We start from the raw sequence: 23,838 nt of genomic DNA on the forward strand, positions 1-23,838 counted from the left end.
GGGGCGCCCGGAACAGGCCCTGGCCGCGATCGAAGAAGCCGTCACGATCCGCCGCCGGCTGGCCGCCGACCGGCCCGCCGTCCATCTCACCGGTCTCACCAGGTCGCTGAACAACCAGTCGGATCTACTCCGCGCCATGGGCAGGCACGCCCAGGCGCAGACGATCGACGACGAACGAGACCGCCTCACCCACCCCGATCAATGATCAGGGGAGCATTGGCGGGCACAGCGGCCAGCCACCAGACACGGACAGACCAGGCTGACCGGCTCTGACAGCAAAGATCAACGCATTGCCCGGAACAGGCCGGGGCCATCGGGCGGGGGCGAACGCCCAGCTCAGCCCATGGTGTATGAGCAACACTTGACCGGGCTCGACCCCCCGGCAACATGACGTAACGAAAAAGGCCTCCTCCCAAAGGGAGAAGGCAATAAAAACCAGATTTACGTGGAGCTGAGGGGATTCGAACCCCTGACCCTCACACTGCCAGTGTGATGCGCTACCAGACTGCGCCACAGCCCCAACTGCTGTTCATTTATATCAGACCGGGAAGGCCCTGTGGGTTGCCGCCCTGCCCGCCTGCTTCAGCAGCCCGGCGGGAGTTCGTCGTGCGCCCCGCTGTGCTACCTCGGCAAGTGTACAGGCTCCGTGTCGGACCCGGTCGGGGCCCCCTGGCTTGGCAGGAGGGACTCGGACAGGCCTGATCCGGCGACGCCGAGCTTACCCGTCAGCAGGGGGCCGGCGTTGTGCTCGGAGAGCCGGAAGCCGCCTTCGGCCAGGCGCAGCAGGGACCAGCGGCAGTTCGCCAGCGGGCCGAAGTGCCACCACAGTTCGGGTGGCAGGCCCAGCACATGGCCGATCAGCGAGCGGGCGGTGCCGCCGTGCAGCACGAACACGATCAGAGCGTCGGGCCGGGTGGGCAGGCCCTCGGCGCGGATCTCGTCGAGCAGGGTACCGGCGCGCTCGGCGACCTCCTGGTAGGTCTCGCCGCCGCCGCGGCGGACGTCCTGCCCGGCCCGCCATGCCCGGTCCTCGTCGGGGAAGCGGCTGGCGGCCTCGGCGCCGGTGAGCCCGGACCAGCCGCCGAGGTCGATCTCCCGCAGCCGGGCGTCGGCGCGCACGGGTAGGTCGAGCGCGGCGGCGGTCGCCCGGCAGCGCCGCAGATCGGAGGAGACGACCAGCTCGGGGTTCATCGCCCGGATGAGCGGCGCGACCGCGGCGGCCTGGGCCTGGCCGGTCTGGTCGAGCGGCGGGTCGGCGTGACCCTGGAAGCGGCCGGCCTCGTTCCAGGTGGTGCGGCCGTGCCGCCACAGCAGCAGCCTCACGCGGCGCCCACCGCGCCGTCACCCGTGCTTTCGCCCGACTCGGTCGCCGGCACCGAACCCGCCGGCACCGAGCCCGCTGATGCCGAAGCCGCCGGCACCGCGGCACCGGCGCCCACGCCCGCGCCGACGGTCGCGTCGGTGAACGGGATGGACGGGCAGTCCTTCCAGAGCCGCTCCAGGGAGTAGAAGCCCCGCTCCTCGTCCCGCTGCACGTGCACGACGATGTCGACGAAGTCGAGCAGGACCCACTGGCCCTCCCGCTCCCCCTCCCGGCGCACGGGTTTGGCGCCGAGGTGGCGCAACTTCTCCTCGACCTCGTCGACGATGCCCTTGACCTGCCGTTCGTTGGCCGCGGCGGCCAGGACGAAGCAGTCGGTGATGGCGAGGCGCTCACTCACGTCGAGGATGAGCAGTTCGCGGCCGAGCTTGTCGGCCGCGGCCTGGGCGGCGGCGAGGGCGAGCTCGACGGCTCGAGGGGAAGCGGTCACGCTCGGGATCTCCAGAATGGTCACAGCCGCACCACGGCCCAATCCGGCCATGGCGCGACACCGTCCACGGTCGGGACGGCTGGCACCAGCGTGTCACATTCCGGCCTGGACAGGGCACTCAACCTGTTCCCAGCGGCCCCGGAGGCGTCGTGTCGTCGCGGTAGAGGCCCCGTTTGGCGATGTAGCGCACGACTCCGTCCGGCGTCAGATACCAGATGGGGGCGTCCCGTCCGACCCGGGAGCGAATGTCGGACGAGGAGATCGCCAGGGCCGGTACCGCGAGCAGGCTCACCCGATCCGGTGGCAGGGCGGCGTCGAGGGAGAGCTGGTAGCCCGGCCGGCTGCAGCCGACGAACTGGGCGAGTTCGAACAGCTCGTCGTGGTCGCGCCAGGTGAGGATCTGTCCCAGGGCGTCCGCGCCGGTGATGAAGAACAGCTCGTCGTCCGGGCGCACCCGGTGCAGATCACGCAACGTGTCGATGGTGTAGGTGGGGCCGTCCCGGTCGATCTCGATCCGGCTGACGGTGAACTGCGGGTTCTCCGCGGTGGCGAGGAAGGTCATCAGGTACCGGTCCTCGGCGGCGGAGACCTCCCGGTGGGCTTTCTGCCAGGGCCGACCGACCGGTACGAACGCGACCTCGTCCAGGTCGAACAGCGCCGCGGCCTCGCTGGCGGCCACGAGGTGCCCGTTGTGGACGGGATCGAAGGTCCCGCCCATCACGCCCAGTCGCACGTGGGGACCGTAACCCCGCGGCCAGCGCATGCGCACGATGCACGCCGCGTCGGGAGATGTCCCACAACACCTCCCGCCGACGACCACCTTCCGTCCCGCACAGGGCTTCCGTCCCGCACAGGGCCGCGGTTCACCCGGTGGTCATCCACAGGCCGCCGACGGGGTCCGCCGCCCGGCAGGCGATCCGGCTAGGCTTGCGGAGTCCGCCGGCCAGCCCGCCCGCTCGCGAGGAGCCGCTGCTCATGCCGATCAGCCCACGCGCGGGCCAGCCCGCCGCCGCCGAGGATCTCGTCGACGTCGACGCCCTGCTCACCGCCTACCATGATCGCCATCCCGATCTGGCCGATCCGACCCAACGGGTCTCGTTCGGGACGTCGGGGCATCGCGGGTCGGCGTTGCGCGGCTCGTTCAACGCCGACCACATCCTCGCGACCACCCAGGCGATCTGCGAGTACCGCGCGTCCACCGGGGTCGACGGGCCGCTGTTCCTCGGGATCGACACGCACGCGCTGTCCGCGCCGGCGCTGGCCACCGCCCTGCGGGTGCTGGTGGCCCACGGCGTCGCCGTGCGCATCGCGCCGGACGGCGAGGCCACGCCCACGCCGGTGATCTCGCACGCGATCCTCGGTCACAACCGCGAGCGTGCCGCCTCCGGGCGCGGTCTCGCCGACGGGATCGTCATCACCCCGTCGCACAATCCGCCGGCCGACGGCGGGTTCAAGTACAACCCGACGCACGGCGGCCCGGCCGACACCAGCGTGACAAAGGTCATCCAGGACCGGGCGAACGCCCTGCTGGACGCGGGTCTCGTCGGCGTCTCGCAGGTCTCGTACGCCGACGCCCGGGCCGCGGCGGTGGTGCACGACTACGTCGGCGCCTACGTCGAGGACCTGGCCGACATCATCGACCTCGACGCGATCCGGTCCGCCGGGGTGCGTATCGGCGTCGATCCGCTGGGCGGTGCCAGCCTGGTCTACTGGCAGGCCATCGCCGAGCGTTACAAGCTTGACCTGAACGTCGTGAACACCACGGTCGACCCGACGTTCGCCTTCATGACCACCGACTGGGACGGGAAGATCCGGATGGATCCGTCGTCCCCGTACGCGATGGCCTCGTTGCTGCGGCTCGCCGGGTCCTTCGACGTGGCGCTCGCCAACGACGCCGACGCCGACCGGCACGGCGTGGTCACACCGGGCGTGGGGCTGCTGAACCCGAACCACTTCCTGTCGGTGGCGATCGACTACCTGTTCGGCCACCGGGTCGACTGGCCGGCCGGCACCGCGATCGGGAAGACGCTGGTCAGCTCCAGCATGATCGACCGGGTCGGTGCGGGTCTGGGCCGCGGTGTCGTCGAGGTGCCGGTGGGCTTCAAGTGGTTCGTCGACGGTCTGATCGGCGGCACCCTGGGATTCGGTGGTGAGGAGAGCGCCGGCGCGTCGTTCCTGCGCCGCGGCGGCGGGGTCTGGACCACCGACAAGGACGGCCTGATCGCCTGCCTGCTCGCCGCGGAGATCACCGCGGTGACCGGTCGTGACCCGGGCCGCGCCTACGCGGAGCTGACCGAACGCTACGGCGCCCCGGCCTACCGGCGTGTCGACGCCCCGGCCACACCCGCGCAGAAGAAGGTCCTCGCGGCGCTCACCCCGGAAAGCCTCGGCGCGTCCCGGCTGGCCGGGGCGCCGGTGACGGCCGCCCTGTCGCACGCGCCCGGCAACGGCGCGGCGATCGGCGGAGTGAAGGTCGTCACCGACGACGCCTGGTTCGCCGCCCGCCCGTCCGGCACCGAGGATGTCTACAAGATCTACGCGGAGAGCTTCCGCGGCGCCGACCACCTCGACACCGTGCTCGCCGAGGCCCAGACCCTCGTCGACGCGGCCCTGACCCGCGGCTGAGCGGAAGCCTGACCGGCCAGAGCCCGCCGGCCGGCGGCCTGGGCCTGGGGGCCGGCCCGGCGGCGGCGGGGCTGCCTGGCGGATGTCAGGAGGGCAGGATGCGTTCGATGAACTGCTCGAGCTGGGCGATGTTGCGGCACTCGACCATCTCGTCGACAAGGTCGGCGTAGACGTCGGTGGCCGAGTCGCCGGAGCCCCAGTAGCTGCGTGGCTCGGGGTTGAGCCAGTAGGCGTGCCGGGCCTGGCCGCACAGCCGGCGAAAGACGTGCGCGGAGGTCGGCCGGTAGTTGTTGCGGGCGTCGCCGAGGATGAGCAGCGAGGTCCGGGGGCCGACGGCATCGCCGTACCGTTCGGCGAACGCGTCGATGGCGTGGCCGTAGTCGCTGTGGCCGTCGTACCAGACGAGATCCGCCTCGGCGGAGATCCGCGCCATCATGTCGCCGAGGTCGAGTCCCCGCAGGAAACGGGTGACCTCGTCGGTGGTGTCGATGAACGCGAACGCGCGGACCTTCGAGAACTGCTCCCGCAGCGCATGGGTGAGCATCAGGGTGAAGTGCGCGAAGGACGCCACCGACCCGCTGACGTCGCACAGCACGACCAGTTCGGGCTTGTGCGGCTTACGGGGCCGGTACCTGGTGTCGACGGGCACCCCACCGGTGGCCAGGGACGCGCGCACGGTGCGGCGGAAGTCCAGGCGACCGGTGCGTCCGAGGCTGCGGCGCGCGGTGAGCTGGGTGGCCAGGCGACGGGCCAGCGGGTAGACCTGCCGGCGCAGTTCGACGAGGTCACGCTGGGAGGCGCGCAGGAACTCGACCTGGTCGTCGAGGGGGCCGACCGCGCTGCGTTCGACGGCCTCGAGGCCACGTTCCTCCGCCATCCGGCGGCGAACCTCGGCGGCGACCATCTCCTCGAACGTCCGAATCCGATCGCTGATGGTCTGCCGGGCGACCCGTTCGGCGAGGCCGCCGCGTGCGGTGTCACCCATCAGCGCGCTGAGCAGGTCCGCGACGAGGGTCTCGGCGGACATGGCGCGCAACGCCCGGTAGAGGTACCAGGAGCGACCGGAGCTGCCCCCCGTGCCCCCGCCGAAGGACGTCACCGCGTCGCGGGCGAGCGAACGCAGCGCCTCGTCGTCGCCGTCCCGCAACGCGCCGAGCAGCTGGTCACGCAGCGCCCGCCGCAGGCCCTCGAGTTCCTCGGGGCTGAGTTCCTCCGGCGGCGGCATCTTCTCGGTCGGCTCGCCGTCGCCGGCACCGTCGCCGCTGTTGGCCGCGGCGCGCGGGTCGAGGCTCACACCGTCACCGATGCGGGGCGGGAAGTACAGGTCGAACAGGGTGTCGAAGGCCGGCCGGTACAGCGGCCGCTTCACCAGGGTGGCGGCGAAGGCCGCCCGCACGCCGTCGCGGTCGGCCCAGCCCATGGCACCGATGGCGGTGGCCGCGTCGACCGTCTCGGCGCTGCTGACCGGCACCCCGGCGCGGCGCAGCGCGGCGATGAAGTCGATGGTGCGGTCCAGCAGGTTCATGCCGGCGCTCCCCTGGTTCGTCGGCGGACGCGTCGTCCGGCCGGGCTCTCGGGCGGTCTGCCGGTCAGTTCGCGGTGAGCTTGAGGTGGCTGATGGCCCGGGCCTGGTCGCTGGCGTGCTTGAGCACCACGCCCAGGGTGGACGCGACGGCCTCCTCGTCGAAGGTGTCGAACCCGAGCGCGAGCACGGTGTGTGCCCAGTCGATCGTCTCGGCGATCGACGGCGCCTTCTTCAGCTCCATCGCCCGCAGCGCCCGCACGACCCGCACCAGCGACTCGGCCAGCTTCTCCGGCAGGTCGGGAACGCGGGAGAGCACGATCTCCTTCTCCCGCTCGGCCGAGGGGTACTCGAGGTTGAGGTAGAGGCAGCGTCGTTTGAGCGCCTCGGACAGTTCCCGGGTCGCGTTCGAGGTGAGGACGACGAACGGCCGTCGGACCGCGGTGATCGTGCCGAGCTCGGGGATCGTCACCTGGAAGTCGGAGAGCACCTCGAGCAGCAGACCCTCGACCTCGACATCGGCCTTGTCGGTCTCGTCCACGAGCAGCACCGTCGGCTCCTCGCGGCGGATCGCCGTGAGCAGCGGCCGCGAAAGCAGGAACTCCTCGCTGAAGATGTCGTCGTGGGCCTGCTGCCAGCCCTCCGAGTCGGACGAACCCGAACCCGCCTGAATCCGCAGCAGCTGCTTCTTGTAGTTCCATTCGTAGAGGGCGCGGGCCTCGTCGAGCCCCTCGTAGCACTGCAACCGGATCAGTTCGGCGCCGACGCTGGTCGCCAGGGCCTTGGCGAGCTCGGTCTTGCCGACGCCGGCCGGACCCTCGACCAGCAGCGGTTTACGCAGCCGATCGGCGAGGAAGACAGTGGTGGCGATCGCCTCGTCCGCGAGATATCCGGTTGCGCGCAGGCGTTCCCGCACGTCCGCGACATCGGCGAATGCGTGCTCCTGAAGCGACATGGCCACCTTCCGTCCCCGGGTCAAGCACCGCACCGTCCATGATGCCCGCACCCTCCATAGTGCCAGGCACACGGGTCACAGGGGTACTTCACCATCCGTTCCCGGACCGATACGCACAGGTCGGGCAGCCCTGCGCCGCACGGCCACGGTCGGCTGCCCGGGAGGTGAGTCGGCCCGGGGAGGTGAGTCGGCCCGGGCCGGACGGCAAGGCGATCCCGCTCAGTCGATGCGTTCGTACGCCGGCAGGGTCAGGAACTCGACGAACCGCTCGCCCAGCGCGGTCTCCTCGAACACGGCGGCCGCGTCCTTCCACCGCCCGCCGTCGTAGATCTGCTCCCCCACCGTGGCGCGGATCTCGTCGAGCACCTCGGTGAGGGTGGCGCGGACCAGTTCGGCGGTGACCGATCTGCCGTCGTCGAGGGTGACACCGGCGGCGATCCACTGGAAGATCTGGCTGCGGGAGATCTCCGCGGTGGCCGCGTCCTCCATCAGGTTGTCGATGCCGACCGCGCCCGTGCCGCGCAGCCAGCTCTCCAGGTAGCGCACCCCGACGCTGATGTTGCCGCGCAGGCCGGCGGCGGTGATCGCGCCGGGGGTGTCCCGCACCGCGAGCAGGTCGGCGGCGGTGACGTGGACGTCGTCGCGCTGGCGGCCAAGCTGGTTGGGGGCCGCGCCGAGCACACCGTCGAACACCTCGGTGCACACCGGGACGAGGTCGGGATGGGCCACCCAGCTGCCGTCGAACCCGTCACCGGACTCGCGTTCCTTGTCGGCGCGGACCTTCGCCAGCGCCACCGTGTTGACCTCCGGGTCACGCCGGGACGGGATGAACGCGGCCATGCCACCGATGGCATGTGCGCCGTGCCGGTGGCAGGTGGCGACCAGCAGTTCGCTGTAGGCGCGCAGGAACGGCACGGTCATCGTCACGCTGTTGCGGTCGGGCAGCAGGAACTCGGCCGGGCGGGAGGCGAACGTCTTGATGGTGGAGAACATGTAGTCCCAGCGGCCGGCGTTCAGCCCGGCGGAGTGTTCGCGCAGCTCGTAGAGGATCTCGGCCATCTCGAACGCGGCCGGCAACGTCTCGATGAGCACGGTGGCCCGCACGGTGCCGACCGGCAGACCGAGCTCCGCCTGCGCGGCGGTGAACACGTCGTTCCACAGCCGGGCCTCGAGATGGCTTTCCATCTTCGGCAGGTAGAAGTACGGCCCGCGCCCCGCCGCGCGCAGCGCCAGCGCGTTGCGGAACAGGTAGAGGCCGGCGTCGAAGAGGGCCGCGACGATCGGCTGGCCGTCGACGAGGACGTGCCGCTCGGGCAGATGCCAGCCTCGGGGACGTGGCACCAGGGTCGCGGTGGTCTCGTTCAGCGTGTAGCGCCGGCCGTCGGGGTTGACGAACCCCAGGGTGCCGGCGATGGCCTCGCTCAGGTTGTGCTGGCCGACGACCATGTTCGACCAGGTCGGAACGTTGGCGTCCTCGAAGTCGGCCATGAAGACCTTCGCGCCGCTGTTGAGCGCGTTGATCAGCATCTTCGCGTCGGTCGGTCCGGTGATCTCGGCGCGCCGGTCGACGAGGCCCGGTGCCGGCGGCGCGACCTGCCAGTCCCCGTCGCGGATGTGCGCGGTGTCGGGCAGGAAGTCCAGGCTCCCCCCGGCGGCGATCGCCGCACGGCGCACGGCGCGGGCGGCGAGCAGTTCGTCCCGGCGGGCACCGAACGTCCGGTGCAGGCCGGCGACGAACGCGAGGGCGTCCTCGGACAGGACCGCGTCCACCTGCGCCGGGGTCAGCCCCGGCACGTCCCGCACCACCGATACACCCCGCGTGGTCACACCGGTCAGACCGCCCATGCCGTCCCTCACCCTCTCCGCCGAACACTCCTGCCAGTGTCGGGCGTGTGGCCCTCGCCCGCACCCTGCCGCACCCCGCCGTGCGGTGCCGTGAGCGGGCTCACGCCCCCGGCGCCTCGCCGCCGGCGCCCGTCAGGAGACGAGGTGGCCGTCCCCGATGCCCACCCAGGTGGTCGAGGTCAGCTCGGGCAGCCCCATCGGGCCGCGGGCGTGCAGCTTCTGCGTGGAGATGCCGATCTCGGCACCCATGCCGAACCGCTCACCGTCGGTGAACCGGGTGGACGCGTTGACCATGATCGCCGCGCTGTCGCAGGTCGCGACGAACCGGCGGGACGCCCCCAGCGAGCGGGTGACGATCGCCTCGGTGTGCCCGCTGCCCCAGCGGCGGATGTGCGTGACGGCGTCGTCGAGGGAGTCGACGACGCGCACGGCGAGGTCGAGCGAGAGGTATTCGGCGGCCCAGTCATCGTCGGTGGCGGGCACGACCCGGTCGTCGTGGGCGCGCACGGTCTCGTCGCCGTGCACGGTGACCCCGGCCTCGGCGAGCGCGGTGAGTGCCCGCGGGAGGAAGGCGTCCGCGACCGCGCGGTGCACCAGCAGCGTCTCGGTGGAGTTGCACACCGAGACCCGGTGGGTCTTCGCGTTCAGAATGATCGCCAGCGCCTGGTCGAGATCGGCATCGACATCGACGTAGACATGGCAGTTGCCGGCGCCGGTCTCGATGACCGGGACGGTCGACTCCTCGACCACCGCGCGGATCAGGCCGGCGCCACCGCGCGGAATCAGCACGTCGACCAGCCCCCGCAGCCGCATCAGGTGCTTCACCGACTCATGGTCGACACCGGGGACGAGCTGGATGGCATCGGCGGGCAGGCCCGCCGCCTGGGCCGCGTCCCGCAGGACACCGACCAGCGCGGTGTTCGACCGCACGGCCGAGGCGCTGCCCCGCAGCAGCGCCGCGTTGCCGCTTTTGAGGCACAGCCCGGCGGCGTCGACGGTGACGTTCGGCCGGGCCTCGTAGATGATGCCGACGACCCCGAGGGGAACCCGGACCTGGCGCAGCTCCAGACCGTTGGGCAGCACCCGGCCACGCACGACCTCGCCGACCGGATCGTCGAGCCCCGCGACCTGCCGCAGCCCGCCGGCCATGGCCTCCAGCCGCGCCGGAGTGAGGGTCAGCCGGTCGACCATCGCCTCGGCCGTACCCGCCGCCCGGGCCGCCTCGACGTCGCGGGCGTTGGCCTCGATCAGCTCGGCCGACCGGGCACCGAGCGCCTCGGCCATCGCGAGCAACGCGCGGTCCTTCGCGGCCCGGTTGAGTGTGGCCAGCGCCGCCGCCGCGGTCCGGGCGCGCACGGCCGTGTCGCGGACGTCCTCCGCTGAGGTGTTCATCTGCTGGGATCCTCCAGTGCCGCGGGTGCCGCCGCGCACCTCGCCCTCACGAGGCTACCGGCCCACCCCGGTTCGGGACGCCGTCCGCCCGCCGTCACGACCCGTCCGCCAAGACGGTCGACGCGGGTCGGTCACGCGGCCGGATGGGGCGACCCCCCGTGCCGGCCGGGTCCAGCCGGCTGCCTACCGTGATCCGCATGCTGGCCCTGCACACCTCCGACTGGCACCTCGGCCGCGCGCTGCACGGCCATGACCTGCTTCCCGCCCAGGGCGCGTTCGTCGACCACCTCGTGGACGTCGTCCGCGGCGAACGGGTCGAACTCGTCCTCGTCGCCGGTGATGTGCATGACCGGGCGATCCCGCCAGTGCGGGCCCTGGAGCTGTTCGACGACGCGCTCTCGCGGCTGCGCGACGCCGGCGCCCGGGTCGTGGTGATCAGCGGCAACCACGATGCCGCCCGGCGCCTCGGGGACAAGTCCGGCCTGCTCGATCCGCGGATCAGCATCCGCACCGACCCGGCCGCGGTGGCCCGCCCCCTCGTCGTCGAGGACGCGCACGGCCCGGTACGCGTCTATCCCGTCCCGTATCTGGAACCCACCAGCGCCGCCGGCCAGCTGCCCGCCGCTGCCGACATCGACCAGCCGGCTCCCACCGGAGCCGACACCCCGGGCGATGGTGCGGGCGGTGCGGGCGGTGCGGGCGGTGCGGGCGGTGCGGGCGGGCGTGGCGTCGGGCCGGCGGTGCTGATGCGCCGGGCCCTCGGCGCGATCCGAGCCGATCTCGAGCGGCATCCGGGTAGCCGCGCGGTGGTGCTCGGGCACGCCTGGGTGACCGGCGGGGCGGCCAGCGACAGCGAACGCGACATCTCCGTCGGTGGGCTCGGCAACGTGCCGGCGAGCCTGTTCGACGGCATCACCTACACGGCGCTCGGCCATCTGCACCGTCCGCAGGCGATCGCCCCGGCCATCCGGTACAGCGGTTCGCCGCTGGCGTACTCGTTCTCCGAGGCCGCCGAGGGCAAGGCGTCCCTGCTCGTCGAGCTCGGTCCGGCCGGGCTCGGGGCGGTGCACGCGGTGCCCGTGCCGGTCGGACGCCGGCTCACCGTGCTGCGCGGCACCCTGGCGGACCTGCTCGCCTCCCCCGTCCACACCCCGCACGAGAACGACATCGTGGCGGCGGTTCTCACCGACCTGATCCGTCCGTTGGACGCGATGGTCACGCTGCAACGGCGCTTCCCGTTCGCGGTGCGCCTGACCCACGAGCCGCCCACCAGCGAGTCCGACCAGCGCAGTTTCGCCGCGCGTACCCGCGGTCGCACCGACCTGGAGATCGCCCTGGCCTTCGTCACCCATGTGCGCACCGACCCGTCACCGGGCGAACGGGAGCTGCTCACCGCGGCGCTGGCGGCGGCCCGCACCGTCGAGGACGCCGCCTGATGCGCCCGCACCACCTCAGCCTGGAAGCCTTCGGCGCTTTCCCCGGCCGGGTCGATCTCGACCTGGACCACGTCGGCGGCGGCGGCCTGGTGCTGCTGTGCGGGGAGACCGGCGGGGGCAAGACGACCCTGCTCGACGCGCTCGGCTTCGCCCTGTTCGGCGAGGTCCCGGGGCTGCGCGGCAAGCTCACCGGCGGCCCGGACCTGCGCTCGCACCACGCGCCGGCATCGGTGCGGCCCTGGGTGTGCCTGGAGTTCGGCGTGGCCGACGACCGGTACCGCATCACCCGCTCACCCGGTTGGGACCGCCCGCGTCGCGGCGGCGCCACCACCCGTACACATCCCACCGCGACCCTCGAACGCCGACCGCGTTCCACCGGCGCATCCGGCGACGGGGGGCCGTCCACCGGCGCCGACGCGGGCCGCGGCGGCATGGCCGGTGCTGCCGCGGCCCAGGGGTGGGAGACGATCGCGGGCCGCCCGCAGGATGTCGGCCACGAGATCGGTCTGCTGCTCGGGATGACCGCCGATCAGTTCTTCCAGGTCGTGATGCTGCCCCAGGGCCGGTTCGCGGACTTCCTGCATGCCGAGCACGACGAGCGGGAGAAGCTGCTCAAGCGGCTGTTCCGGGTCAGCCGGTTCGAGTTCACCGAGCAGTGGCTGCATGACCGCGCCAGGACCCGCCGCGCCGACCTGGACGAGGCCATCACCACGCTCGGCCGGGCCGCCGCCCGCATCGCCCAGGCCGCCGGCGTCGACGAACCCGCGAACCCACCCGAGGACCCGTCCTGGTCCGCCGCTCTCGCCGACACGGCCGCCGTGTCGGCGCGGTCCGCGGCGTCGGATCTGCTCGTCTCCCGGCGGACCCTCGACACCGCCGAGTCGACCCTGGCCGCCACCCGCGACCTCACCGACCGGATCCGGCGCCGACGCGAGCTGACCGCCCGCCACCTCGAGCTCACCGCCGACCAGGTACGCATCGAGGCCCTCGCCGCCCGCGTCGACGCCGCCCGCCGCGCCGCGGTCGTCGCCCCCGCCCTGACCGAACTACGCCGGCTGACCAGCGCCGCGACGACGACCCGCGCCACCGCTGACGAGGCCCACCAGGCTCTCACCGCGCACCCCACCGACCTTCTCCCGCCCCTCGCCCCGGACACGGACACGGACACGGACACGACCGCGGCGGCCGGGACGACCGGGGACGCGCTGATCGCCCGGCTCACGGCCACCGCGCGCGACGCCCATGTCGAGCTCGGGCGGCTGACCGGGCTCGCCCGTGCGCTCACCACCGCCGAGCAGGACACCCGCGACGCCGTCGAGGCCGATGCGCAGGCCGCCGCCCAGCACGAGGAGGCGGCCGGCCTGGAGGTTCGACTGTGCGACGAGCTGCCCACCCGCCGCGGGGACGCCATCGCCCGGGTCGAGGCGGCCCGCGGGGCCAGCGCCGTCCTGCCCGTCCTGACCGAACGCGCCCGCTGGGCCCAGCGGCTCAGCAGCGCCGTCGACGCGCACCGCGCGGCCGTCGCCGCCGCCCAGGACGCCCGTACGAGCGCCGACAGGGCGCGCGAGCATGCCGACGACCTGCGCCAGGAGCGGGTCGACGCGATGACCGCCGAGCTCGCGGCGGCCCTCGTCGACGACACCCCCTGCCCCGTCTGCGGCGCCCTGGCGCATCCGGACCCCGCCGAGGTCCGGGCCCGTCCGATCAGCAGGCAGCAGGAGACCGACGCCACCAGGAAGGCCGATCAGGCGGCGACCGCCGCCGCCGAGGCCGACGGCACCGTCCGCGCCCTCGACGAACGCATCCGCGCCCTGCACGCGGAACTGACCCGCGCGCCCTCCCCCGACCTGCCGGCCGAGCTCGACGAGACGTCCGACGGCCACCCGTGGGCCACCGGGATCTCCTGGCTGCCCAGCGTGGACGCCCTGATCAGCGCCCGTGGCGGGGCCGCGGACGTCACCTACGACGGCCCGGACCGCAACGTGCCGCCGGGCGTGTCCCTGCCGATGATCGCCGACATCCTGGCCGACTCCGTCAACGGGATCCGGCGCGCCGCGGACGACCTGCCCGCGGCGTTGGAGGCGCAGCGGCAGGCCGAGTCGGTGCTCAACGACGCGACGGTCCGGGTGGCGGCGCTGCGCGCGGCGGTGGCCGCGGCCGAACTACGGGCCGCCCAGGCCCGGGAGCGGGCCGCCCGTGGGCTCGGCGAGATCCCCGACGCGCTGCGGGTGGCAGGCGCGCTCGCCGGCCGGCTCGACGCGGTCCGCCACCTCGCCGACGACGCCGAAACCGCCCGCACCGCCGAACAGAGCGCCGAGCAGGCCCGCGCCGCCCACATCCAGGCCGGTCTCACCACCGTCGACCTGGTCCGCCAGGCCGGATTCACCGATCTGGACGACGCCGGCGCCGCCGTCCGCGACGAACCGTGGCTGCGGGCCACCGAGACCGAGGTCCGCACCCACCGCGATGGGCTTGCCGGCCTCGTGACGGCGCTCGCCGCCCCTGACCTCGCCGTCGATCCCGATGCCACCCCGCCGCTGGCCGAGCACGAGACGGCGGCGGCGCGGGCCCGCACGGCCCACGAGACGGCCGTCGCCGCCAGCGCCCAGGCCAGCCTCCGCGCCACCGAGCTCGCCGAGCTGCACACCGCCTACACGGCCGGCCTCACCGCGCTGCACCCGCTGCGTACCGAGGTCGACGAGCTGCGTCACCTCGCCGAACTCGCCGCCGGCCGCGGTGGCAACACCGAGGGCATGCCGCTGTCAAGCTTCGTGCTCGCCGCCCGGCTCGAGGAGGTCGCCGCCGCCGCCAGCCGCCGTCTGGCCGCGATGAGCTCCGGCCGGTTCACCCTCGTGCACGACACCGACGGCCGCCGCGACCGCCGCCGCCGCGCCGGGCTGGGCCTGCTCGTCGACGACGCCTGGACGGGCCGGCGCCGCCACACCCGCACCCTGTCCGGCGGCGAGACCTTCCAGGCGGCGTTGTCCCTGGCCCTGGGCCTGGCGGACGTCGTCACCGCCGAGGTCGGCGGCCGCCGCCTCGATGCCCTGTTCATCGACGAGGGATTCGGCACCCTGGATGCCGACAGCCTCGACGAGGTGATGGCCGTCCTCGACGAACTACGCTCCGGCGGTCGCCTCGTCGGCCTGGTCAGTCACGTCACCGAACTGCGCACCCGCATCCCCAACCAGATCCGCGTGCTCAAGGAGACCACCGGCAGCCGCGTGGAAACCACCCCCTGACCGCAGCGGCACCCGTGTTCCACGCGGTCCACGGCTGGTCAGCGGGTGGGTAGCAGCAGGACGAGGTCGTCGCGGTGGATGATCTCGCGTTCGTAGGTGGGGCCGAGTTCGGCGGCGAGTTCGGCGGTGGAACGGCCGAGCATCCGCGGGAGTTCGACCGCGTCGAAGGCGACCAGGCCGCGGGCGACAGGCTGGCCGTCGGGGTCGACGAGGTCCACCGGGTCGCCGGCCGCGAAGTCGCCGTCGACGGCGAGGATGCCGGCGGGCAGCAGGGACGCCCGGCGGCGCACCACGGCGGCGACCGCGCCGGCGTCCAGGCGCAGCCGTCCCTCGGGGGCGGTCGCGTGCGCCAACCAGAGCAGCCGGGAGGCGCGGCGCGGGCCGGTCGGGTAGAAGACGGTGCCGACAGGATCGCCACGCAGTGCCGCTGTCGCGTTCGCCGTCGAGGTGATCACCGCGTGCACCCCGCCGGACGCCGCCATCCGACCCGCCTCGATCTTGGTCGCCATGCCGCCGCTGCCGACACCCGCCGTGCCGGTGCCACGGGCGGTCAGGCCGACGAGGTCGGCGTCCGAACGCACCTCACGGACCAGGTTCGCCGGGCCGTGCCGCGGGTTGGCGTCGTACACGCCGTCCACGTCCGAGAGCAGGACGAGCAGATCGGCGGACACGAGGTGGGCGACGATGGCGGCCAGCCGGTCGTTGTCGCCGAAGCGGATCTCCTGGGTGGCCACCGCGTCGTTCTCGTTGATGATCGGGACGACGCCGAGTTCGAGCAGACGGTCAAGGGCCGTGCGGGCGTTGCGGTAGTGGGTACGGCGGATGATGTCGGTGGCGGTCAGCAGGACCTGCCCGACACGGACCCCCGCGCCGCCGAACGCCTCGGCGTAGCTGTGCACCAGCGAGCTCTGCCCGACGCTCGCCGCCGCCTGCTGGGTGGCCAGATCGCGGGGACGCCGGTCGAACCCGAGCGGGGCCAGGCCCGCGGCGATCGCACCGGAGGACACCAGCACCAGTTGACCACCTGCGGCGACCCGTGGCAGCAGCGCGCTGACCAGGGCCTCAAGCCGTCCGACGTCGAGCCCGCCGGCGGCGGTGGTCAGTGAGGACGAACCGACCTTCACCACGACCCGCTGTGCCTCGGTCACGAACCCGCGCACGTTCAGAACCCTCCACCACCCGTGGGCATCCTGCCCGGTCACCGGACCGGGCCCAGTTCCTGACCGGGACCGCGCTACCGCGGTGCCGGACCGCCCGGTTCCGCGGAACCGGGGACCTCCACCAGGGCACGATCCGCCGTCGACTCCAGGTCGACCGAGCCAGCCGAGCCGACTGAACCGACTGAGTCAGACGGGCCGACCGAGCCAACCGGGTCGGCGGGGTCGGACGGGTCGAAACCGCGGGCGCGTTCGGCGCGGGCCATCCGTTCGGATCGGGTGAGGCGAACCGAGGAACGCAGCCGGTCGTCGGAGCCGCGTGGCCCGAGGTGGATCTCGTCGTCGACCACCGGGTCGACCTTCGCGGGCTGCTGGCCGTCAGCGGCGGTGACGTAGCCGCCGCCGCTCAGCGTCGGCTCCCATTCGAAGCTCACATCACCGATCGTGACCTCGACGCCGGGGGTGGCACCGAGCCGGGCGAGTTCCTTCTCCACGCCGAGCCGGGCCAGCCGGTCTGCGAGGAAGCCGATCGCCTCGTCATTGGTGAAATCGGTCTGGCGCACCCAGCGCAGCGGCTTCGAGCCGGTGATAAGGAATCCGTCCGCGCCCTGCGCGGTGACCACGAAGTCGGGTTCGTTGACCGCGCGGGGTCGCAGCACGACGCGGGTCGCGACCGGGACAGGCGCGGCCGCGCGCAGCTCGGACACCCGGGCGGCCAGGGCCAGCGACAGCGCGTGCACGCCCTGGCGGGTCGCGCTGCTGATCGCGAACACGTCGAGCCCACGGTCGCGCAGGTCCGCGGTCACCAGGTCGGCGAGATCCGCCGCGTCCGGGATGTCGATCTTGTTCAGGACCACCAGCCGAGGCCGGTTCGACAGGTCCGCCGAGTAGGCGGCGAGTTCGGCCTCGATCACGTCCAGGTCGGTCAGCGGATCGCGACCAGGCTCGAGGGTCGCGCAGTCGAGCACATGCACGATCAGCGTGCACCGCTCGATGTGCCGCAGGAACTCCAGGCCCAGGCCACGGCCCTGGCTTGCCCCGGGGATGAGCCCGGGAACGTCCGCCACCGTGTACGGGGGGTGATCGCCGGCCTGGGCGACGCCCAGGTTGGGGACCAGGGTGGTGAACGGGTAGTCGGCGATCTTCGGTCGGGCGGCGCTGAGCACCGACACCAGCGACGACTTGCCGGCGCTGGGGAAACCGACCAGCGCGACGTCGGCGACCGTCTTGAGCTCGAGGACAGCGTCGAGCTGCTCCCCCGGTTCACCGAGTTCGGCGAAGCCTGGTGCCTTGCGGCGGGCGGACGCCAGCGACGCGTTGCCCCGCCCACCCCGCCCACCCCGGGCCAGGACGTACACGCTGCCCGCGCCGACGAGGTCGACGAGCTGCGTACCGTCCTCGGTCAGGACCACCGTGCCGTCAGGGACCAGCAGGACCAGATCGTCTCCGTCCGCGCCATGCCGGTTGGAGCCCTGGCCGGGCCGCCCACGGGAGGCCCGCTGATGGGGATGGAAGTGGAAGTCGAGCAGCGTCGTCACGCTCGGGTCGACGACCAGCCGGATCTCACCGCCACGACCGCCATCGCCACCGTCCGGGCCGCCCAGCGGCTTGAACTTCTCCCGGTGGATGGACGCGCACCCGTTCCCGCCGTCCCCGGCCGCCGCGTGCAGCACTACTCGATCGACGAAGTTCGACATCACTTCCTCCTCTCTCCTGCGCTCCATACACGCAAAACCGCGCGCACCCCGACCGAAGCGGTTCGACCGCAACAGAAGGGACGCGCGCGGCTCGCGCACTCACGTCGAGGTGGCATTCCCGACCGGTCACACGAGCCGATCGGGGCCACCAGATGGCCTGCTCAGGCCGCGACCGCCGCCACTTCGGCGACGATGTCCACGACCCGGCGGCCACGCCGGAACCCGAACTGGACGTGCCCGGCGGACAGGGCGAACAGGGTGTCGTCCTTGCCCCGCCCGACCAGCTCGCCCGGGTGGAAGTGGGTACCGCGCTGGCGGACGATGATCTCGCCGGCCTTGACGAACTGGCCACCGAAGCGCTTCACACCGAGGCGCTGGGCGTTGGAATCCCGACCGTTGCGCGAGGAGCTCGCGCCTTTCTTATGCGCCATCGGAGTCAGGCCTTCCCGGTCTCGATGCCGGTCACCTTGAGCCGCGTCAGCTTCTGGCGGTGGCCCTGACGCTTGTGGTAGCCGGTCTTGTTCTTGAACTTGTGAATCCGAATCTTCGGACCCTTGACGACGCCGACCACCTCGGCGGTCACCGCGACGGACGCGAGCGCGTCCGCGGCATGGGTGACCGACTCACCGTCGACGAGCAGGAGGGCCGGAAGGTTCACGGCCGCGCCTGGCTTTCCCGAAAGGAGCTCGACGTCGACGACATCGCCGACGGCGACCCTGTGCTGCTTGCCGCCGCTGGCAACGACCGCGTACACCAGATCTCCCTGCTGTTGTCATTCCGCTGTGACCGCATGACACCGTGCCCACCTGCGACACGGGACCTGCGGAGCTTGAGTGCGTACCACACCGCGTGCCGAATCCACACGAACGCCCGGACCGCACCATGCCCGGGCTTCAGCTCCCCGGTGGGATGACCCCGGCCCGGTGGGACACGCGGCCTCCACCTTACAGGTCCTCCGCACAAGGGTGACGGTCGGGAGCCGGCCGGACGGCGTGTAGGGGCCCGCCCACCCCCGCCGCGGGTCATTTCGAGGATGACTCGGACGGGCCATGGTGAACCTCCCGGCGCAGGGAGAAGCATAAATCGTCCAGATGGCGCGGCGTCCGTCGAGATCGCGGATGTCGCTGCCGGCCTGGTCATGTCGGGGGTGATGAGGATGCTCTGGCAGCTTCTGGTCTGGGGTGCCGCCACCGGAGCAGCGGGTGCGCTCGCTGCCGCCTGCCGTCCAGCCACGGCGGCCGCACGCCGACATGAGGCCGTTCCCGGCACCGTGGCGGCGGCGACCGGTGCGCTTGTCGTCCTGATGGTCACCGGGCTGCTGCTGACCGCCCTCGCCGGCCTGCCGGCCTGGGCCGGCGCCGGCTGGCTGGCGGCCACCGCGGGCGCCGCCGGTTGGATAGCCCTGCGGCGTCAGGACCCGGCCGCGTGGGGCCTCACCGCCGCCCCCTCGACAACGGCCGCATCGGCCACCGCCACGCCAGCGGCCACCATGCCAGCGGCCACCACCATGCCGACGACCACGACCACGACCACGGCGGCGACGGCGCAGCCCGAGTCGGCCCAGTCCGCGCGGATGCGTCCGGATCTCGCCGATCAGGATGATCTCGTCCAGTCGCTGACCGTCGCGTCCTACGCGCTGCAGTTGGGCGACGCCCGGCGCGCCCACCAGGCCGTCGAGGCCGCGCTGAGCAGGTCACGGGCCACGTTGGACCTGCTACTACGGGAGGAACCGGCGGGTCGCAGGTTCATCCGTGCCACACCGGCCACCACCTCGACACCGGGCCATCCGGCCGGCCAGGGCCATCCGGCCGGGCCCGCTGCCGCCTAGCCCCCTCGTCACAGCCCGCCCTCGCCACAGCCCGCACCGCCGAGCCCGCTGGGCAGGCGTGCATCTCTGACAGCGAACACCGCGCGGCGGGCCCGATGGTCTCGGGTCCGCCGCGCGGTGGGGAGCGTTCTCAGCCGCTGACGTGATCGACTGGTTCCGGCGCCGTGGCCGTGGCGGCCACCGAGGATGGCTCCGCCGACGTCGACGCGGCCTCGGTGGACGGTGTTGACGCGGGTCGGGACGCCCTGCGGCGTCGACGGGCCGGCTTGTCCACCGCCGGTCCCTCTTCGGCACCGGCGAGGCTGTCGGGATCGTCGGTGTTGGCGTAGACGGGAGGCGGCGCGTCCGCCCCGAGGGGCGTCACGCTCGCGGTGGTCTGATGCCCGTTGCCGTTGACGGCCACCGGGTCGCCGCCGGTGGGCCCGGCATCCGATGCGACCGGGGGGACCGGCTCCGCCTGCGCGGCGTCGTCCCCGGCCACGACGACGGTGGACGCCACGGCCTCGCTGATCGCCGCGGCCAGCGCCGGACCGCCCGCGGCCCGCGTCGCCGCCCCGCGCGAACGGCGACCGCCGCCGCCGGAGGCCGCGCCGGCCGTCGCCGCCTCAGGCTGGCCGCCCGACGCCGTCGACACACCCGCGGACGGCTGCTCCTGATCGACGGGGGCCTGCTCGTCGCGGGGCTGGCCGTTGTGGCCGGCACCGCTCGAGCCATGACCGTTGGGGGTGTGGCCGTTGGGGGCATGGCCGTGGCCGTTGTAGCTCTGGATGGACTGGTCGCCGCCACCACCGTTGAGGTGGATGGTCACCCCGCGGCCGTTGCAGTGCACGCACTGCTCGCTGTAGGCCTCGAGCAGGCCCTGGCCGACCCGCTTACGGGTCATCTGGACCAGGCCGAGGCTGGTGACCTCGGCGACCTGGTGGCGGGTGCGGTCGCGACCGAGGCATTCGGTGAGCCGGCGCAGGACCAGTTCCCGGTTGCTTTCCAGGACCATGTCGATGAAGTCGATGACGATGATGCCACCGATGTCGCGCAGCCGGAGCTGGCGGACGATCTCCTCCGCGGCCTCGAGGTTGTTCTTGGTGACCGTCTCCTCGAGGTTGCCACCCTTGCCGGTGAACTTCCCGGTGTTGACGTCGACCACCGTCATCGCCTCGGTCCGGTCGATGACGAGCGAGCCACCGGAGGGCAGCCAGACCTTGCGGTCGAGTGCCTTCGCGAGCTGCTCGTCGACGCGGTAGTCGGCGAAGACGTCACCCGTGCCGGTGTAGCGCCGGATGCGCGGACGCAGGTCGGGCGCGACGGTGTCGATGTACTCCTCGATGATCCGGGCCTCCCCGGAGCCCTGCACGACGAGTTCGGTGAAGTCCTCGTTGAAGATGTCCCGGATGACCCGCACGACCAGGTCCGGCTCACCGTAGAGCAGCGACGGCGCGGACGCCTTCTTCGAACGGCGCTGGATGTCCTCCCACTGGGCGGCCAGCCGTTCCACGTCCCGGGCGAGCTCGGCCTCGCTCGCGCCCTCGGCCGCGGTGCGGACGATCACGCCACCGTTCTCGGGTGTGATCTTCTTGAGGATGCTCTTGAGTCGGGACCGTTCGGTGTCGGGCAGCTTGCGGCTGATACCGGCGTTCTGGCCGTCCGGCACGTACACGAGGTACCGGCCGGGCAGGCTGATCTGGCTGGTGAGCCGGGCGCCCTTGTGACCGAGGGGGTCCTTGGACACCTGGACGAGGACTGGCTGCCCCGACTTGAGCACCTGCTCGATCTTGCGGGGACGGCCGTCCAGCCCGGAGGCGTCGTAGTTGACCTCACCGGCGTAGAGCACGGCGTTGCGGCCCTTGCCGATGTCGACGAACGCCGCCTCCATGCTGGCCAGCACGTTCTGCACCCGGCCGAGGTAGACGTTGCCGGCGTACGAGGCGGAACTGGCGCGGGTGACGAAGTGCTCGACGAGCACACCGTCCTCCAGCACCGCGATCTGCGTGCGGTCACCGGCATGGCGGACGATCATCCGCCGTTCGACGGCCTCGCGGCGGGCGAGGAACTCGGCCTCGGTGACGATCGGCGGCCGACGCCGACCGTTGTCGCGGCCCTCGCGACGGCGCTGACGCTTGGCCTCGAGCCGGGTGGAGCCGCTGAGGCCACGGACCTGGTCGTCGTCCCGGTGGATCTCGCGTACGTGGACGACCGTGTTCGGCGGGTCGTCGGGGGTGGTCGCCTCGTCGCCGCCGGAGCGACGCCGACGCCGACGCCGACGCCGCGAGCCGCTGGCCCGCTCGTCGTCACCTTCGGCGTCGTCACCATCACGATCCGCGGTGTCCTCGGTGTCATCCGTGGTCTCGGCGGTCTCGCCGTCCCAGTCGGCCTCCACGGAGGTGTGCCCGTCCGGGCCAGCGTCCGTCACCGCCGGTGCGTCGTCGGCCGAACCGGTGCCACCGAACTCGTCGGGGCCGTCCTCGTCACCGCGGGCGCGGCCACGGCCTCGACGGCCGCGACGACGCCGACGCGTCGAGCCGGAGCCCGTGCCCTGCTCGTCGTCGTCGTCGAAATCGCCGTCATCGACGTCGGACTCGGCGAACTCGCCCGTAGCGACATCACCGAGCGTGGTCTCCTCGTCGTCCTCGTCAAGGACGGGGGCGCGCGTGTCCACCTGGGTCCTGGCGGTGTTCTCCGCCTCGGGCGCGGCGGCGGGTGCCACGACCTCATCGACGGGAATCGGCGCGACCGGCACCACCGGCGGCACCACTGGCGGAACGTCGCGGCGCCAGCGGGGCTCGACGGAGAGCTCCGGCGCCTGGAAGGTCACCATCGCGACCGGACGGCGAGCCGCGGGTCGGGCCGCGGGCGTCCGCTCCGCCTCGGCGTCGGTCCAGGTAGGAGCGGCGACCCGCCGAGACCTCGAGCGACCGCGCGTCCCGGCGGCCTTGGCCGAGGGGGCGGACGAGTCGTCCTGCGCCGGCACTGTGGCGGCCGGGTCCGGCGCCTCATCCTGGTCGGTCCCGACGGCGGTCGCGCCGGTTGTCGCGCTTTCCGCACCGGCCACGACAGCCCCGTCGGCCAGCTCGGCCTCGTCAGCCAGCTCGGCCACGTCGGCCTCGTCAGCCACGTCGGCCGCTGCGGCCGACGCTGGGATCGCGTCCGCCTCGGGCGCGCCGACGGAGCCGGTCACCACCACGCTCTCGACCGCCGACGGGACGGCCTCGGCGACAACCGGCTCGGCGACCGCGGCGGCGGGAGCCGTGCCCGCGGTGGCGCCTTCGGTGGGGTCTGTGTTCTCGCTGGTGGCGCGACGCCGGGTGCCACGCGCCCGGGTACGGGTCCGCGGTGCGGCCGCGGGCTCCGTGGTCGCACCGTCGGCCGCCACGGGCTCAGCGCTGGCGGCGGCGTCCGCGGTGCTCGCCGCGGCGACGGAACCGGCAGCGGCGTCGTCGGACGCGGGAGGCGTCGTTTCGGCCACCGCCGGCGGGCTCACGGGAGCCGAGGTGGCCCTGCGGGCCCGGGTTCGACGGGTCGTCTTCGGGGCCTCGGCGGCCGGTGTCGAAGGTGCGTCCGTCGCGGTCGACTCGGCCGGTGCGGCCGCGACCGGCTCCGGCGTCGCCGGCGAAGCGACCGCATCGGTGCTGGCCGCGGCTTCGGTGGCCGGCGTGTCAGTGGCCGGCGTGTCAGTGGCCGGCGTGCCGGACGCCGGCGCCGACTCGCGGACCGCACGCCGGCTCCGGGTCCGCCGCACGGGCGCCGGAGCCTGCGCCGCGGAAGCCTCGGTTGCCGAGGGCTCGGACTCCGCCTGAGCGACGGCCGGAGCCTGCGCGGTCGAACCTGCCGGCTCGGCGTCGCGAACCTCGGCCTGCGGGGCGACTGACCCCGGGGCCTCGGTGATCGCCGCCGGGGCGGTGGTTACCTCGACGGTGGCCGTCTCGGTGGCCTCGGCCGCTTCGCTGGCGGCCTTCGCCCGGGAGGCACGGGTGGATCGGGTACGTGTCGTGGTCGTGCCAGCGCTACGGGCGCGTCGCTTGGTGGGCGCCGCAGCGGCCTCGCTCACATCGGCCGATTCGACGGGGACGCCGGCGGCCGCGGCGGGCGGCGGGTCGGCGGGCCCGCCGGTGCCGATGGGCACGGCGGCGGACGCCGCCCCCTCGGAGGGATCGGGCCCGGCTGGGCCGGAGGTCGCCCCGGCCGAGGGCGTGGCTGGCTCTGGGGCGGCGGGTGGCTCGCTGGGCGCACCGGCGGCTCGTCCGGCTGCCCGGCGCCGACGTGGCGCGGGGCGGGCGGATTCCAGATCAGTCTGGGTCTGGGTAGTCAGGTCATCGTCGGGCACGGGTTAAGAA

17 protein-coding genes and 1 tRNA gene are annotated in these 23,838 nt (G+C 73.1%); 5 read left to right on the forward strand and 13 right to left on the reverse strand.

Translation table 11 applies throughout. The features are described 5' to 3' along the window. Window positions 1-205 (forward strand): hypothetical protein (locus tag MXD61_RS00405; protein WP_248810668.1); only part of this gene is annotated, 205 nt, incomplete at its 5' end. 241 nt (window positions 206-446) lie between these two features. Here the strand turns inward: MXD61_RS00405 and MXD61_RS00410 are convergent. The 4 genes from MXD61_RS00410 to nadD form a co-directional block, all read right to left on the reverse strand. Continuing rightward, window positions 447-520 (reverse strand) — tRNA-Ala (locus MXD61_RS00410). Window positions 521-621: 101 nt separating this feature from the next. Further along, on the reverse strand, window positions 622-1,323 hold the full coding sequence (locus MXD61_RS00415) for a histidine phosphatase family protein (protein WP_248810669.1): 702 nt from the start codon (window positions 1,321-1,323) through the stop codon (window positions 622-624). Next, the gene (gene rsfS / locus MXD61_RS00420) at window positions 1,320-1,811 is read right to left on the reverse strand and encodes a ribosome silencing factor (protein ID WP_248810670.1); all 492 of its coding nucleotides are present in this window, start codon (window positions 1,809-1,811) and stop codon (window positions 1,320-1,322) included. Before rsfS ends, MXD61_RS00415 begins: the two co-directional genes overlap by 4 nt. Window positions 1,812-1,929: 118 nt before the next feature. Beyond that, complete coding sequence (gene nadD, locus MXD61_RS00425; protein ID WP_248810811.1) at window positions 1,930-2,529, reverse strand: nicotinate-nucleotide adenylyltransferase; 600 nt, start codon at window positions 2,527-2,529, stop codon at window positions 1,930-1,932. Between the two features lie 257 nt (window positions 2,530-2,786). Between nadD and pgm the strand changes: the two genes are divergently transcribed. After that, a complete protein-coding gene (gene pgm / locus MXD61_RS00430) occupies window positions 2,787-4,436 on the forward strand; it encodes a phosphoglucomutase (alpha-D-glucose-1,6-bisphosphate-dependent) (protein WP_248810672.1) in 1,650 nt (549 codons plus the stop codon). An 85-nt stretch (window positions 4,437-4,521) separates the two neighbouring features. Here pgm and MXD61_RS00435 read toward each other — a convergent pair whose 3' ends face one another. From MXD61_RS00435 to MXD61_RS00450, 4 genes are all read right to left on the reverse strand, one after another. Then, window positions 4,522-5,961: a VWA domain-containing protein gene (locus MXD61_RS00435; protein ID WP_248810673.1), complete on the reverse strand. Its 1,440-nt coding sequence runs from the start codon at window positions 5,959-5,961 to the stop codon at window positions 4,522-4,524. A gap of 64 nt (window positions 5,962-6,025) precedes the next feature. After that, window positions 6,026-6,913, reverse strand: a complete 888-nt coding sequence (locus MXD61_RS00440; protein WP_163548114.1) for a MoxR family ATPase — start codon at window positions 6,911-6,913, stop codon at window positions 6,026-6,028. A 219-nt stretch (window positions 6,914-7,132) separates the two neighbouring features. Further along, window positions 7,133-8,758 carry a malate synthase A gene (aceB, locus tag MXD61_RS00445; protein WP_248810674.1) on the reverse strand — a complete coding sequence of 542 codons (1,626 nt, stop codon included), beginning with the start codon at window positions 8,756-8,758 and terminating at the stop codon, window positions 7,133-7,135. Between the two features lie 132 nt (window positions 8,759-8,890). Further along, window positions 8,891-10,150, reverse strand: a complete 1,260-nt coding sequence (locus MXD61_RS00450) for a glutamate-5-semialdehyde dehydrogenase (protein ID WP_248810676.1) — start codon at window positions 10,148-10,150, stop codon at window positions 8,891-8,893. A gap of 197 nt (window positions 10,151-10,347) precedes the next feature. Between MXD61_RS00450 and MXD61_RS00455 the strand changes: the two genes are divergently transcribed. Together MXD61_RS00455 and MXD61_RS27820 are read left to right on the forward strand one after the other, a co-directional pair. Beyond that, window positions 10,348-11,586, forward strand: coding sequence for an exonuclease subunit SbcD (locus tag MXD61_RS00455; RefSeq protein WP_248810677.1), 1,239 nt, complete (start codon window positions 10,348-10,350; stop codon window positions 11,584-11,586). Beyond that, window positions 11,586-14,828, forward strand: a complete 3,243-nt coding sequence (locus MXD61_RS27820; protein WP_285223107.1) for an AAA family ATPase — start codon at window positions 11,586-11,588, stop codon at window positions 14,826-14,828. The genes MXD61_RS00455 and MXD61_RS27820 overlap by 1 nt, the downstream gene beginning before the upstream one ends. Before the next feature lie 38 nt (window positions 14,829-14,866). On the opposite strand, the gene proB is transcribed toward MXD61_RS27820, so the two are convergent. The 4 genes from proB to rplU all read right to left on the reverse strand — a co-directional run bounded on the left by proB (window position 14,867) and on the right by rplU (window position 18,436). After that, window positions 14,867-15,988, reverse strand: coding sequence for a glutamate 5-kinase (gene proB, locus MXD61_RS00470; protein ID WP_248810678.1), 1,122 nt, complete (start codon window positions 15,986-15,988; stop codon window positions 14,867-14,869). 74 nt (window positions 15,989-16,062) lie between these two features. Continuing rightward, the gene (gene obgE / locus MXD61_RS00475) at window positions 16,063-17,682 is read right to left on the reverse strand and encodes a GTPase ObgE (protein ID WP_248810679.1); all 1,620 of its coding nucleotides are present in this window, start codon (window positions 17,680-17,682) and stop codon (window positions 16,063-16,065) included. Between the two features lie 161 nt (window positions 17,683-17,843). Beyond that, a complete protein-coding gene (gene rpmA / locus MXD61_RS00480) occupies window positions 17,844-18,113 on the reverse strand; it encodes a 50S ribosomal protein L27 (protein WP_163548119.1) in 270 nt (89 codons plus the stop codon). Between the two features lie 5 nt (window positions 18,114-18,118). Further along, window positions 18,119-18,436 carry a 50S ribosomal protein L21 gene (gene rplU / locus MXD61_RS00485; RefSeq protein ID WP_163548120.1) on the reverse strand — a complete coding sequence of 106 codons (318 nt, stop codon included), beginning with the start codon at window positions 18,434-18,436 and terminating at the stop codon, window positions 18,119-18,121. 402 nt (window positions 18,437-18,838) lie between these two features. Here rplU and MXD61_RS00490 point away from each other — a divergent pair, with 402 nt between their 5' ends. Next, window positions 18,839-19,510: an MFS transporter gene (locus MXD61_RS00490; protein WP_248810680.1), complete on the forward strand. Its 672-nt coding sequence runs from the start codon at window positions 18,839-18,841 to the stop codon at window positions 19,508-19,510. Window positions 19,511-19,640: 130 nt separating this feature from the next. Here the strand turns inward: MXD61_RS00490 and MXD61_RS00495 are convergent, their stop codons facing one another. Next, a complete protein-coding gene (locus tag MXD61_RS00495; protein WP_248810681.1) occupies window positions 19,641-23,828 on the reverse strand; it encodes an Rne/Rng family ribonuclease in 4,188 nt (1,395 codons plus the stop codon). Window positions 23,829-23,838 lie beyond the last annotated feature (10 nt).

Origin of the sequence: Frankia sp. AgPm24 (assembly GCF_023243055.1) — a bacterium.
Classification (GTDB): Bacteria; Actinomycetota; Actinomycetes; order Frankiales; family Frankiaceae; genus Frankia; species Frankia umida.